This is a genomic window from Acinetobacter sp. NRRL B-65365 (assembly GCF_001605865.1).
GTDB classification, from domain to species: domain Bacteria; phylum Pseudomonadota; class Gammaproteobacteria; order Pseudomonadales; family Moraxellaceae; genus Acinetobacter; species Acinetobacter vivianii.
In genome coordinates this window covers 12,682-26,615 of record NZ_LRPD01000017.1, presented here as the reverse complement: position 1 = coordinate 26,615, position 13,934 = coordinate 12,682, and the positions used below count along the sequence as shown (strand labels likewise).

The 13,934-nt window shown below is 46.0% G+C and carries 10 protein-coding genes; 4 read left to right on the top strand and 6 right to left on the bottom strand.

Features of this window, described 5'->3' with window-relative positions; all coding sequences use genetic code 11:
• Positions 1 to 49: 49 nt before the first annotated feature.
• The 5 genes from dapB to AWW72_RS08690 all read right to left on the bottom strand — a co-directional run bounded on the left by dapB (position 50) and on the right by AWW72_RS08690 (position 6,987).
• The gene (gene dapB / locus AWW72_RS08710) at positions 50 to 871 is read right to left on the bottom strand and encodes a 4-hydroxy-tetrahydrodipicolinate reductase (protein ID WP_062847081.1); all 822 of its coding nucleotides are present in this window, start codon (positions 869 to 871) and stop codon (positions 50 to 52) included.
• A gap of 114 nt (positions 872 to 985) precedes the next feature.
• Positions 986 to 2,101, bottom strand: coding sequence for a molecular chaperone DnaJ (gene dnaJ / locus AWW72_RS08705; RefSeq protein WP_005260301.1), 1,116 nt, complete (start codon positions 2,099 to 2,101; stop codon positions 986 to 988).
• Between the two features lie 144 nt (positions 2,102 to 2,245).
• Positions 2,246 to 2,623, bottom strand: a complete 378-nt coding sequence (locus AWW72_RS08700) for a hypothetical protein (protein WP_004776408.1) — start codon at positions 2,621 to 2,623, stop codon at positions 2,246 to 2,248.
• A gap of 141 nt (positions 2,624 to 2,764) precedes the next feature.
• A complete protein-coding gene (locus tag AWW72_RS08695; RefSeq protein WP_062847080.1) occupies positions 2,765 to 5,884 on the bottom strand; it encodes an efflux RND transporter permease subunit in 3,120 nt (1,039 codons plus the stop codon).
• 2 nt (positions 5,885 to 5,886) lie between these two features.
• Positions 5,887 to 6,987 carry an efflux RND transporter periplasmic adaptor subunit gene (locus tag AWW72_RS08690; RefSeq protein ID WP_062847079.1) on the bottom strand — a complete coding sequence of 367 codons (1,101 nt, stop codon included), beginning with the start codon at positions 6,985 to 6,987 and terminating at the stop codon, positions 5,887 to 5,889.
• Between the two features lie 151 nt (positions 6,988 to 7,138).
• Between AWW72_RS08690 and AWW72_RS08685 the strand changes: the two genes are divergently transcribed.
• From AWW72_RS08685 to AWW72_RS08670, 4 genes are all read left to right on the top strand, one after another.
• Positions 7,139 to 7,762 carry a TetR/AcrR family transcriptional regulator gene (locus AWW72_RS08685; protein WP_062847078.1) on the top strand — a complete coding sequence of 208 codons (624 nt, stop codon included), beginning with the start codon at positions 7,139 to 7,141 and terminating at the stop codon, positions 7,760 to 7,762.
• Between the two features lie 84 nt (positions 7,763 to 7,846).
• Positions 7,847 to 10,531: a phosphoenolpyruvate carboxylase gene (gene ppc, locus AWW72_RS08680; RefSeq protein WP_047429826.1), complete on the top strand. Its 2,685-nt coding sequence runs from the start codon at positions 7,847 to 7,849 to the stop codon at positions 10,529 to 10,531.
• A 310-nt stretch (positions 10,532 to 10,841) separates the two neighbouring features.
• A complete protein-coding gene (locus AWW72_RS08675) occupies positions 10,842 to 12,137 on the top strand; it encodes a solute carrier family 23 protein (RefSeq protein WP_062847077.1) in 1,296 nt (431 codons plus the stop codon).
• Positions 12,138 to 12,248: 111 nt separating this feature from the next.
• Positions 12,249 to 13,145 carry a LysR family transcriptional regulator gene (locus AWW72_RS08670; protein ID WP_062847076.1) on the top strand — a complete coding sequence of 299 codons (897 nt, stop codon included), beginning with the start codon at positions 12,249 to 12,251 and terminating at the stop codon, positions 13,143 to 13,145.
• 6 nt (positions 13,146 to 13,151) lie between these two features.
• Here AWW72_RS08670 and AWW72_RS08665 read toward each other — a convergent pair whose 3' ends face one another.
• The gene (locus AWW72_RS08665; RefSeq protein WP_062847075.1) at positions 13,152 to 13,883 is read right to left on the bottom strand and encodes a sulfite exporter TauE/SafE family protein; all 732 of its coding nucleotides are present in this window, start codon (positions 13,881 to 13,883) and stop codon (positions 13,152 to 13,154) included.
• Positions 13,884 to 13,934: the final 51 nt, after the last annotated feature.

The following is a 13,934-nucleotide window of genomic DNA, read 5'->3' as shown; positions in this document are numbered from 1 at the left end:
CTGGAAAGAAAGCTCAACAAGCTCTTTTATAGTACAAAAAAGGAACGTTTTATACTTCAATCTCGTTAAAGCCTAAAACATCTTTCATATCGTATTTACGTGCTTCACGGCCAACCACCCATGCTGCTGCACGAACTGCACCTGAAGCGAAGTTCATACGGTTGGTCGCTTTATGGGTGACTTCAACACGTTCACCTTCACCAATAAACATCACGGTATGTTCACCCACGATATCGCCACCACGAATAGTCTCAAAGCCAATGGTTTGACGGTCACGCGGGCCGGTATAACCTTCACGTCCATACACCGCAACTTCTTTCAGGTCACGACCTAAGGTATCTGCAATCGCTTCACCCATCATGAATGCAGTACCTGATGGTGCATCGACTTTATGACGATGATGCGCTTCAATGATTTCGATATCTACGGTATCACCAAATACTTTTGCAGCGAGTTCCAATAATTTAATCGAAACATTGACCCCTACTGAATAATTGGCAGCGTACACGACGGGTGTCTGCGTTGCTGTTTCTTCAAGGAATGCCTTTTGTTCATCTGACATACCCGTGGTACCAATCACCATTGCCACACCCGCTTCACGGCAAAGCTTCAAATGCTGTTCAGTGGCAACAGGTGCAGTGAAGTCAATCACTACGTCACAATCCTTCAGTACTTCACTCAAACTTCCCACGATCTTGACGCCGATGTTGCCAATACCTGCAAGTTCCCCTGCATCTGCACCCACCAAACTGCTTTCTGGACGTTCAACTGCGGCTGCAAGCTGGTAGCCTGCCTGTTGTACCGCTTGAATCAAAATGCGTCCCATGCGTCCGCCTGCACCCAAGATCCCAATGCGTGGAGAAGTTGACATAATTTTTCCCAGTCTTTTATTTAAACAATTCAGCTACTATAGCAAAACTCTGTGCTCGCGCTAAAAATTTCCCATAAAAAAACCTGCCGAAGCAGGTTTTTTTATGAATGCCAATTAGTCAAACAGGCGATCAAAGAATGATTTTTTCTTTGGAGACGAAGCATGACCATCCCCATCAAAAGAAGCTTGTAGCTCTTTCAACAATTCACGCTGGCGACTGTTTAGATTGACAGGCGTTTCTACCACAATACGGCAAAGTAAATCACCGACCATGCTACTACGTACAGGGCGAACACCCTTACCACGTAGGCGGAAAAGTTTACCTGTTTGTGTGCCTTCAGGAATTTTCAAACTCACGCGCCCTTCTAGGGTCGGAATTTCAATTTCTTTACCTAATGCAGCATCTGCAATGCTAACAGGAACATCCATATATAGATCAGCACCATCACGTTGGAAGATTTCGTGTTCACGTACCACGACTTCAACGTATAGATCACCAGCCTGACCATCACGGATCGCTTCACCTTTACCCGTCAAGCGTACGCGGTCGCCATTGTCCACACCGGCAGGAATGGTAACTTCAAGTGTTTGCTGACGGTCAGCAACGCCTGAACCATGACAGCTCTTACATGGGTTCTTGATGATTTTGCCTTGACCACGGCAGGTGCTACAGGTTTGCTGAACCGAGAAGAAACCTTGTTGCATACGCACTTGGCCTGCACCATGACAGGTACGGCAGGTTTCGACATCATTCGGATTTTGAGAACCTTTACCATCACAGGTTTCACATGGCGCTGGCGCAGTAAACGTAATGGTTTTTTTCACACCTTTGACTGCTTCTTCGAGCGTCAATTCCATCACATAGCGGAGGTCTGAACCACGGCGCTGACGTTGTTGCTGACGGCCACCGCCACCGAACGCACCACCGAAAATATCGCCGAACTGGCTAAAGATATCTTCTGCACTAAAGCCACCGAAGCCGCCACCTGCACCACCAAAGCCACCTTCAAAGGCACTGTGCCCAGCACGGTCATACATGCTGCGCTTTTCTTCGTCAGAAAGCACTTCATACGCTTCTGCCGCTTCTTTGAACTTTTCTTCAGCTTCTGCGTTGTCAGGGTTACGGTCTGGATGATACTTCATCGCCAACTTACGATAGGCTTTCTTGATCTCATCATCACTTGCGGTTTTCGAAACGCCTAAAACCTCATAATAATCACGTTTAGCCATGGTTGGCGATGCTCCTCACGGAATTTATTCAAATCTAAAAAAACAAATAGGCTCTGCTGACTTTTTATTTCTAAAGTCAACAGAGCCTTAATAGGGGCTGTACGATAAATTTACAAGGTCTAATTCAATAAAAAAGCAGTAAAATTAAAAAACTGCTTTATTTTTAAAGTATTTAGCAATGCCTTTTAGCCATGCATTCAATAAAAATAACCAGGCAATTGAACTAAAGACCACACCTGCAACGGTCATTGCAGTTACCCAGAGTGCGCTATCCCATGCAAAAAAGAACAATGGAATAAACCATAGGGCAGCAAAAAAGGCCATCAAGATAAATAACAGCACATTACGCATAATCCACAGTGCATGCGCATGTATCCATACTTCAGCATTATCCACAATCGCAACTTTTCGTGCTAACAGGTACGCAAACGCTGCAAACACGATTGTAAATAATGCAAGAAACATGAACACGTAAGAAATCGCCACATAGCGGCGATGCTGCTCAATATTGTCTTGCCCCATGCTCTATATCACCTCATTCACAGCATTGTGCAAAATTTGTCATGCAATGAAATTCAATTATTTTTTGGTCTTAAAATATAGGTGCTACTATATTGAAATTTTCAATATTTCGCACCTTTATTCACAAAATAATTACGATAGTTATGTTGTTTTTTTGACCTTAAACCATGCTGCATAAAGTGCAGGCAGGAAAAACAGGGTTAATAAGGTCGCCACAATCAATCCGCCCATAATCGCAACGGCCATCGGACCAAAGAAAATACTGCGAGATAACGGGATCATCGCCAGTACTGCAGCCAGTGCGGTCAAGACAATTGGGCGAAAACGGCGCATGGTTGCATCAATAACTGCATCCCACGGAACATGCCCCGCCTGTATATCCTGCTCGATCTGATCAATCAAAATGAGCGAGTTACGCATAATCATGCCTGACAGTGCGATCGTACCGAGCATCGCCACGAAACCGAAAGGTTTATTAAATAGCAGTAGGAATGCCACCACTCCGATCAAACCCAATGGTGCAGTCAACAACACAATGGTTGCCCGCGACATACTACGCAGCTGGATCATTAATAAAGTCATCACCACAGCCAGGAACAATGGCATACCTGCATTGACCGAGTTTTGTCCCTTCGCGGACTCCTCAACGGTACCGCCCACTTCCAGTAAATAGCCACTTGGCAGGTCTGCACGTAAGGTCTGCATCTGCTCTGCCAACTGTTGCACCACAGTCGCAGGTTGCAGGTGGGTACGAATATCCGCACGAACGGTAATGGTTGGCAGGCGATTACGATGCCAGATTAAACCCTCTTCAAAACGGGATTCAATTTTTGCAATTTGCGCTAACGGCACAGTGGTGCCTTTGCTGGTCGGTACCGCCAAGCTCGCCAAAGAAGCCACTTCAACCCGTTCCGACTTATCACCACGTAAGCGGATTTCGATCAATTCACGTTTTTCACGATATTGATTCATCACCGACCCAGTGACCGAGGCATTCAGGAAGTTTGCAAGATCGACACTAGATACGCCCATTTGACGGGCACGATCCTGATCAATTTCAATCGCAATGATTTTGCTTGGCTCGCCCCAATCCAGATGCACATTGGTGGTGTTTGGATCTTCACTCAGGACTTTTGCCACTTTTTGTGCCCATTGACGGACTGTGCCGAGATCTTCACCCGAAACACGATATTGCAATGGATAACCTACAGGTGGGCCATTTTCCAGTAATGACACCCGAGTGCGCACTTGAGGTAATAGCTGCTTGATTTGTGTGTCTAGAGAACGACGGATTTCATCACGATCATCCAAAGACGAAGCCAACACCACAAACTGGGCAAAGCTGGCTTGCGGCAATTGCTGATCCAAAGGCAAGTAGAACCGTGGTGAACCCGTCCCGACATAAGCCACATAATTATCAATGCCTTTTTGTTTCGACAGGAATTGTTCCACCTTATGCACGGCTTGTTCCGTCGCGGTCAAAGATGCGCCTTCTTCCAGTTTTAAATCCACCAGAATTTCAGCACGATTCGATGGCGGGAAGAACTGTTGCGGCACCAGCTTAAACATCGCCACCGACAACACAAAAATCCCGACTGTGACAGCGATGACGGTTTTACGATAGGTGATACAGATTTCGACCACACGACGGAAAGACTGATAAAATTTGGATTGGTAAGGATCATGGTGTTGTCCATGCGCTTCCACGATAGGCGCAGGTTGCTTACGCAATCTTGCCCATAATCGAACATACCAGGCGGCTTGCTGCTTCTGTTTAGTAAAATCAGGCAGTAATTTTTCCCCCAGATAAGGGACAAATAATACCGCGGCAATCCATGACACGATTAAGGCAATGGTCACCACCTGAAAAATAGAACGGGTATATTCCCCTGTTCCAGATTGGGCAGTTGCGATCGGCAAAAAACCTGCTGCGGTAATCAGGGTACCTGTCAGCATCGGGAAGGCCGTGGTTTGCCATGCAAAGCCTGCTGCTTTGAGTCGACTGTAGCCCTGCTCCATCTTAATCGCCATCATTTCAACCGCGATAATGGCGTCATCGACCAGCAACCCGAGCGCCAAAATCAATGCGCCCAATGAAATCTTATGGAGTCCCACATCGAACAGGTTCATGCCTGCAAAGGTCATGGCTAAAACCAGTGGAATAGAAAGTGCCACCACTAAGCCCGTACGGAAACCCAGCGAGAAGAAACTCACCAGCAAGACGATAATCACCGCTTCCGCGAGAACTTTTAAGAACTCCTGAATACTGCGTTGTACCGCCACAGGCTGATCAGACACTTTTTGCAGTTTCATGCCCAAAGGTAAGCTTTTTTGCAAACGGTTAAATTCAGTTTCAAGATTTTTACCTAGCGCAATGATGTCACCACCTTTACGCATCGAGACCGCAATCCCGATCCCGTTCTCACCCATAAAACGCATGCGTGGCTGTGCAGGTTCGCTAAAACCGCGATAGACCTCGGCAACATCACCCAGTTGAATGGTTCTGTCACCGACCAGTAACGGCATTTTTTTCAGGTCATCGACACTATGTAAATGTCCACTGACCCGAATTTGAATACGGTCAGTCCCTGTTTCAAAGAAACCCGCACCCGCCATATCGTTTTGCTTCTGAATGGCTTCCTGTATCGCGGTGACAGGCACACCTAATTGCACTGCCTTGGTATTGGACAATTCAATCCAGATTTTCTGGTCTTGTAGTCCCACCAGATTAACCTTGCTGACATCTTTGACCCGTTGTAATTGCAGTTGCAAACGGTCGGCATATTCTTTCATTACCGCATAGTCAAAGTCTTTGCCCGTCAGTACATAGATGTTGCCGAAGGTATCTCCAAATTCATCATTAAAGAAAGGCCCTTGTACACCGCTTGGCAATTGGGTCCGAATATCATTGACCTTTTTGCGCACGTTATACCAGATATCTGGAATGGCACTAGACGGTAAACTGTCTTTAGCCACAAAAGTCACCAAGGACTCACCTGGACGTGAATACGCCATGATGCGGTCATACTGCCCCGTGGTCATCAACTCCTTTTCAATTCGATCTGTCACCAGCGTTGAGACTTCTTTTGCGGTTGCCCCCGGCCAATAAGTCTGCACCACCATCACTTTAAAGGTAAATGGCGGATCTTCACTTTGCGAAAGTTTGGAATAGGACATTATCCCAACGATGCCGAGCAGCAGCATAAAATAAAGGATAATGCCCTTATTTTTGAGTGCCCATTCTGAAAGGTTAAATTTCATGTTTAACCTCCCGTTTTGACACGAATGTCGCGATTATCACGATCAACGGGATGAATTTTTTGCTGGTCTCGTAACAAATGCACACCACCCACCACGACCCAGTCAGTCGCTTTTAAGCCTGAAAGGACGGGTACACTGTCACGACCATAAGTCCCTAAAGTCACAGGCACTTTACGAATGGTTTGATTGGCATTCACCACCCAGACGTAGGCTTGCTGATCATTGGCAGTAACACTGGATAAAGGCACACTCAATACATTATTGTCTTGTGTCACGAAGAACACTCGCGCACTTTGACCCAATTGAATACTGGACTGGCCTTCCAGCAAAGAAACCTTCACTGTAAAGGTTCGAGACTGATCCGCTGCTGGAGAAACCTCACGCACTTTGGCAGCAAAACGTGCCTCAGGTTGCGACCACAAGGTAACCCATGCTGGCTGTCCTACTTTAATGGTGCTGACCGCCTGTTCAGGCACACCAAACACCACTTCGCGTTCACCATCAATGGCTAACTGGTAGGCAGCCTGCCCTGCCGCGATCACTTGCCCAATCTCGATCTGACGCTGGGTAATCACCCCATTCTTATTCGAGATAAGCTGGTTGTAACCCGTTTGATTGGACGATACTTCATAATTAGAACGAGCTTGCTGTAAGCCTGCCTGTGCAGATTCATACTGATTTTTGACCGCATCAAATTGCGAACGGCTGACCGCATTGACCGGTAATAACTGCTGATAACGCTGATATTCTTCTGCGGCAATTTTTGCAGCAGCCTGCGCACTTTGTAACTGTGCCTTGGCCGCATTCATTTGCAATTGCGCATCTTTTACATCTAGCTTCGCCAGCACCTGTCCAACTTTGACCCGATCCCCGACATCGACATAACGTTCGGTGATCTGTCCCCCGACACGGAAGGCCAAAGCAGTTTGCTGTTTCGCCTGCACATCCCCTGCATAGCTTTTTTGCTCAACATGGTTGCCACTCGGCTGGGCCACCATGACATAAGGAATTTCCTCAGTCTTGGGCACCTCTTTCTGGCAGGCGCTGAGGACGACACTACTGACAATGACGAACCCCAATATGATACGATTGATCTGTTTCATCTGTTTGCGCTCTTATTCAAATTGATTTTTAAGGCGTGATATGAGCATTATCATAGATTGTTTATTTTTTAATTAATATACTCACAGGTACATTAATTAAAAAATAAATCTACCTATCTGATTTTTAAATTGATTAAAAGAGAAAGATAACGTGCAAATCCATAGTGGTCGCCCTAAAGATTTAGAGAAAAGAGCCAAAATTTTACAGGCCGCAAAATCTATTTTTTTAAAAATGGGTTACCACGCCACCAACATGAACCAGATCGCCAAAGAAGCAGGCGTCACTAAACTTACGGTGTACAACCACTTTCAGGACAAAAACAATCTGTTCATGTGCGCGATTCAAGAAAGTTGCGAAGAATCGATTCGAGCCAAACAGTTTGAACTGACGGCGGACTCTGATTTTAAACAGGCCTTGCTTCTCATGTGCCAGCGGGCTTTAAATATCATTTATCTTCCTGAAGCTCTGAAACTGGATTGTGTCCTATTTGAACTGGCGGCGGAACAGAGTCCCTTAACCCGACAGTTTTTTGATGCGTCACATACCCGCATGTGTCATGTCTGGTGTGATTTTTTTGAGCAAGCCATCGCGTTTAAATTTATTCAGACCGATGAACCGATCAAACAGACTGAACTGATCATTTCCTTGCTGCTGGGGATCCGTCACCAGCAAGTGTTACTCGGTTTAGCGCCTGTTCCAACAGCAGATGAAATCGATCAGATGATTCAGCATGCAATCGAGATTTTTTTGCTTAAATATCAGACTAAAGTTTAGATAAATTTCACATTTTTTTACGTTCTGCTCTTGGATTGTCTTTCAATCGCGCTATAGTCGAATGAGAACAACAGGAGAATTAGAATGATTCAGCAAATCACTGCTCCACTACGTGAAGATGTCCGCTTACTGGGCAACTTACTGGGAGAGACCTTAAAGCAACATGCTGGGCAAGATTTGTTTAATCAGATTGAGCAAATTCGGGCATTAGCCAAAGGCGCACGTGACGGCCAGATCGAAGCAGAAAAACAGCTAGAACAACTTTTCCTCGGTTTAAAAGATGAAGAGATTTTACCGCTGACCCGTGCTTTCTCACATTTTCTTAACTTTGCCAATATTGCGGAACAGTACCATGTGGTGCGGAGCCGTCGTCAGGCCGAGTTTGATGAGCAGGCGCCAAGTCCTAATCCACTCCCGCATTTGTTTGAAAAATTCAAAAGTCAGCAGATCAATGCTCAACAACTATTTCAACAAATCTGTGATTTAAAAATTGAACTGGTGCTGACGGCCCACCCAACCGAAGTCAGCCGTCGTACCTTAATTCAAAAATATGACGACATTACCGATTGCCTTTCACAATTAGATCAGCAAAAGCTGACCCCGAAAGAACGTCAACAAACCATTGCAACACTCAAGCAATTGATCAGCTCAGCGTGGCAGACCGATGAAATTCGTCAACACCGCCCAACCCCTGTGGATGAAGCGAAATGGGGCTTTGCGACGATTGAACAATCACTCTGGAATGCCGTACCTAAATTTGTTCGCGAACTGAATGAACTGTCTCAACAACATTGTGAACAAAGTCTGCCACTCAATGTTGCACCGATTCGCTTTGCTTCGTGGATGGGTGGAGACCGTGATGGCAACCCGAATGTGACTCATCAAGTTACGCAAGAAGTCTTGTGGTTGTCACGCTGGCAAGCAGCAGATCTCTATCTGCGTGATATTGAAAATCTGCGTTGGGAATTGTCGATTCAAAGCTGTTCCGACGAACTGACGCAAGCTTTGGGTTATGAACATCCAGAACCGTATCGTGAATATTTACGCGAAACCCGCGAACGTTTAAAAGCGACACGTACATGGTTGGCCCATCGTCTGCAAGGCACTGAAGCAGCAGATGACAGCAATATCATCAGAACCAAAGATGAATTACTCGCACCGCTATTACTGTGCTATCGCTCATTGATCGACTGTAACATGGCTGAGATTGCCAACGGACAATTACTCGACTTTATTTATCGGGTGAATTGCTTCGGAATTGAACTACTAAAACTCGATATCCGTCAGGAATCGGGGCGTCATCGCCAAGCGATTTCCGCCATTACTGAATATTTGGGTCTAGGCAATTTTGAATCGTGGACCGAACAGGCACGCCAGAACTTCCTGATTCAGGAACTGCAAAGCAAGCGCCCATTACTGCCGAAATTTTTTAATGAGCCTGAAGGTAGCCTGATTCAGCATTCCGACGTACTCGAAGTGTTTGCCACCATGCGCACCTTGGCAGAACAGCCACCTGAGAGTCTGGGCGCCTATATTATTTCGATGGCAGAATATCCAAGTGATGTGCTGGCAGTGTTGTTACTTCAAAAAGAAGCGGGCATCCAGCAGCCGCTACGTGTGGTGCCTTTATTCGAGACCTTAAAAGATCTCGACGGCGCCGCCAAAACCATGAATACCCTATTCAATATGCATTGGTATAAACAGCATATTCAAGGCAAGCATGAAGTCATGATTGGCTACTCCGACTCCGCCAAAGATGCAGGCTTTATGTCAGCCAACTGGGCGCAATATCGTGCTCAGGAAGAACTGACGGCGATTGCCAAACAGCATGGCGTGCAATTGACCTTATTCCATGGTCGTGGGGGTTCAATCAGCCGTGGTGGTGCACCGACCCAGCAAGCCCTGTTCTCTCAACCACCGGGTTCGATTTCTGGCGCGATTCGTGTCACTGAGCAAGGTGAGATGATTCGCTTTAAATTCGGTCTGGAAGGCATTGCCCTGCAAAATCTGGAAATCTACACCGCAGCGACTTTGGAAGCGACCTTACTCCCGCCACCTGAGCCGAAACAACAATGGCGTGACCTGATGAATCAGATGACGGATTTATCGGTACAGGTTTATCGCCAAACCGTGCGTGAAAATCCAAATTTTGTGAGTTATCTACGTACCGTTACCCCTGAGCTGGAATTACAGATGTTGCCGCTCGGATCACGACCAGCCAAACGTAAAGTCAGTGGGGGGATCGAGTCCTTACGTGCCATTCCATGGGTATTTGCATGGACACAGATTCGCCTGATGCTACCAGCATGGCTCGGTACCGGTACCGCGATCAATCAGGTTCATGGACAACATAAAAACACGCTGGATGAGATGCTTGAACAATGGCCTTATTTCCAGACATTGATTGATATGCTGGAAATGGTGCTGTCCAAGTCCGATGCAGATATTGCGCTGTATTATGAATCTCATCTGACTCAAGATCAGGACTTAAAAGTTCTTGGTGTCGAGTTACGTCAACGCCTGCAAAATGCGGTCGATACCCTACTTCGCCTGAAAGGTGAATCTAAACTTCTAAGCAATAATGAAGTGCTGGATCAATCGATGCAGGTGCGTAAACCGTATTTGTTGCCTTTGCATTTATTACAGGCTGAATTGATGAAACGTCGACGCCTCTATCTGGCCGAGCATCAAACTGAACACAGTCCAGTGGATCATGCCTTGATGGTTAGCATCGCAGGTATTGCGGCAGGCTTGCGTAATACGGGCTAAACATTATTTCCAAAATTGCCATCAACACAAAAGACCGCTGTTGATGGCAGAATTGGCAAAATATGCCATTTTCATAAAAAAATTTGAAAAAGTTTTTAAAATTATTTTGAAAATAAAAGAGTTAATTTTTTAAAATGTCTAAGCAAAATAAATAATAATTCCACTAGCTTATTTTGAAACAAATTTTACCAAAAGGTAAAAATACAAAGTCCTCACGCCTGATCTGGCTATATTCTCAATGACTTATAGGTGAAAGCTCGTTTTAAGACAGGGTATCATACGCGCTGATATCAAATAATGAGTCTAATTTATGTCCAGTTGGTTTCCAAAATGGCAGCCGTATCAGGGGACGGTCGATCATCGCCCTGTTGCGACAAATGAATATTTACCGACCTTACAAAGCGCGGTACTAGGGGTTCAACACGCATTTGCAATGTTCGGCTCAACCGTCCTTGCACCGTTATTGATGGGTTTTAGCCCGAACCTTGCCATTTTAATGTCAGGGATCTGTACCATCCTGTTTTTCTTTATGACAGGTGGACGAGTTCCGAGTTATTTAGGCTCAAGTTTTGCTTTTATTGGTGTGGTGGCAGCGGCAACTGGTCATATTACGGGTTCAGGTGCTAATCCAAACTTATCAGTCGCATTAGGCGGGATTGTGGTCTGCGGTATCGTGTATGCCCTGATCGGTTTTGCAGTGATGCTGACAGGAACTCGCTGGATCGAAAAACTCATGCCACCTGTGGTCACAGGTGCGATCGTGATGATCATTGGTCTTAACCTTGCGCCCGTAACCATCAAAGGGGTTGCAGGTCAGCCTTTTGAAATGTGGATGGCATTAACCACCGTACTGAGTATGGGGATCATTGCGGTCTTTACCAAAGGGCTATTACAACGTTTATTGCTATTGATTGGCCTTTTAATTGCCTATGCAATTTATGCCATCGCCAGCAATGGTCTGGGTTATGGCAAGCCGATTGATTTCTCCCAAATCTCAGCGGCACCGTGGTTTGGTGTCCCAAGCTTCTCGCATCCTACTTTTGATTTGAATGCCATTCTGATCATTGCACCTGTGGCACTGATTTTAGTGGCAGAAAACTTGGGCCATATCAAGGCCGTCGGGGCAATGACTGGCGAAAACCTCACCCCACAACTGGGTAAAGCCTTTGTTGCCGATGGTGTTGCAACCACGTTATCAGGTGGTGTGGGTGCGCCGGGTATGACCACCTATGGCGAGAATATCGGGGTGATGGCGGTTACTCGCGTTTATTCGACACTGGTCTTTGTGATTGCAGGTGTATTTGCAATTATTCTAGGGCTTTCACCTAAGTTTGGTGCAGTCATCAGTACTATTCCAAATGCGGTACTCACAGGTGCATCGATTGTTGTCTTTGGTTTAATCACCATCGCAGGTGCAAAAATCTGGATCGAGAATAAAGTCGACTTCTCAAACAATAAAAACCTGATCGTGGCTTCAGTGACCATTATTTTAGGTGCAGGTAACTTTGAATTATTGTTTGGTAACTTCAATCTCGGGGGTATCGGGACTGCAACTTTTGCAGCGATTTTCCTGAACCTGCTGTTTAATTTAAAAGATAAAAACTAAAATATTGAAGGCAGCCTCCTCGCTGCCTTTTTTTCATCTTGCACTTTTAGCCTATCTTTATCTCGCTCAGTTTTAGTATGATGGCCTTTTATATTTCAATACGTTCCGCTCATGCGTTTCGATTTCTTTGATTTACAACTGATTCTTCATATTGTGGCAACAGGCAGCCTGACCAAAGGCGCCGAGCTTTCAGCCATTTCCCTGCAAGCTGCCAGCGAGCGGATTAAAAAACTCGAACAATATTTTGCAACCCCCTTATTTATTCGACAAACAACGGGCGTTGAGCTGACCACCGCGGGTCATGCCTTGGCTGAGCATGCGCGACGCCTCATGCAGCAAAAAGATCTGCTTGAACACGACATGCAGCGCTTTCGCCCCACGACACCTGAAGCACTGACTTTATGGTGTAATTCGTCTGCACAAAGTGAATATTTACCGCCCCTGTTACCGCAATATCTGATGCTACATCCCGAGATCAATCTCGACTTACATGAGGCAGAAAGTTCTGAAATTGTTGAAGCACTGACTCAAGGTGTAGCACGTTTAGGACTGGTCTCCAGCTTCTTTGATACGCGTCATTTGCAAACGCAGGAATTTGCCAGTGATCCATTGGTGCTGATCTGTCCAGCTCATCATACCTTGACCCAGCAAACACAACTGAATCTGGTCGATGCCTTAAATTATGGTTTTATTGGCCTGATGCCCCATCATTCTTTGCAACAATCGATTGAAACTCAAGCCAAGCTATTGGGCTTCAATATCCAGTATCGCCTACGTTTACCCAATTTTTCAGCCATTGCAGAGGTCGTCGCCAAAGGCGTGGGGATTGCAATTATGCCCGCGCGCGCAGCACAGCGTTTGCAGCCAGAGTATGATTTTCATGCGGTACAATTACTGGGGGCTTGGGCGAACCGTAAACTGCTGTTAGCGGCACAGGATTTCTCTCAGCTGCCACAAGGCTATCAATATTTTGCTGAATTTTTGATGCAACATCGCCCTTCTTGCTAAATGCGGTTAATGTGCAATCATATATAGCCCTAAGGCCATTAAGCCCATAAAAAATAAACGGCGGAAACGTTGCTCATTAAGTTGATAACGAATTTTTTTACCCAGCCACATCCCAAATAAAGCAGCAACTAAAGCCACCGCAGACAGTCGATAATCCAGCGTGATACCAGCCATCGGATTGTGATGCAGGAAAAAAGCCAAACAGAAGGTGGAAACGGTAAAGGTCAAACCTAGCGCCTGTACCAGTTCATCCCGTTTCAAATGTAAGGACTGCAAATACGGCACCACTGGAATAATGACCACCCCTGTTGCAACGGTCACTGCGCCGCCAATATAGCCAACAATAGGCGACAACCAGCGCTCATATTTAGCCAGATGAGGTAGTCTTTTCACACAGAGGCCATACAGTCCATATAAAGCCAACATACAGCCCAATAAAATCTCACTGCTGTGCCCATGACTCTCACTTAAAGTCGGTAAAAAGCTCCAGATCGAACCCACCACGATTCCAACCAGTAAAGTCCAGAAACGGCGGATAAACAACCACACCCGACCTTCGGCAAACAGTTGCCAGATATTGGTGACCATCGAAGGAACTATCAATAATGAGGCAGCCTGAAACGGACTCATTGCGATGGTCAGTAGCCCCATGGAGACCGCAGGAAGGCCCAGTCCGATCATGCCTTTAATCATACCGGCAAAGGCAAATACTACGATAATGATGGCTAGAAAAGTCACGCTTTAACTCCGATTTTGCTTCGAAGCTATGCTACGGAAAAAACCGTCGCT

Coding starts and splice junctions, on each gene's coding strand:
- dapB (WP_062847081.1), bottom strand. CDS start 871: ATGTCAACTTCTCCACGCATTGGGATCTTGGGTGCAGGCGGACGCATG.
- dnaJ (WP_005260301.1), bottom strand. CDS start 2,101: ATGGCTAAACGTGATTATTATGAGGTTTTAGGCGTTTCGAAAACCGCA.
- AWW72_RS08700 (WP_004776408.1), bottom strand. CDS start 2,623: ATGGGGCAAGACAATATTGAGCAGCATCGCCGCTATGTGGCGATTTCT.
- AWW72_RS08695 (WP_062847080.1), bottom strand. CDS start 5,884: ATGAAATTTAACCTTTCAGAATGGGCACTCAAAAATAAGGGCATTATC.
- AWW72_RS08690 (WP_062847079.1), bottom strand. CDS start 6,987: ATGAAACAGATCAATCGTATCATATTGGGGTTCGTCATTGTCAGTAGT.
- ppc (WP_047429826.1), top strand. CDS start 7,847: ATGATTCAGCAAATCACTGCTCCACTACGTGAAGATGTCCGCTTACTG.
- AWW72_RS08675 (WP_062847077.1), top strand. CDS start 10,842: ATGTCCAGTTGGTTTCCAAAATGGCAGCCGTATCAGGGGACGGTCGAT.
- AWW72_RS08670 (WP_062847076.1), top strand. CDS start 12,249: ATGCGTTTCGATTTCTTTGATTTACAACTGATTCTTCATATTGTGGCA.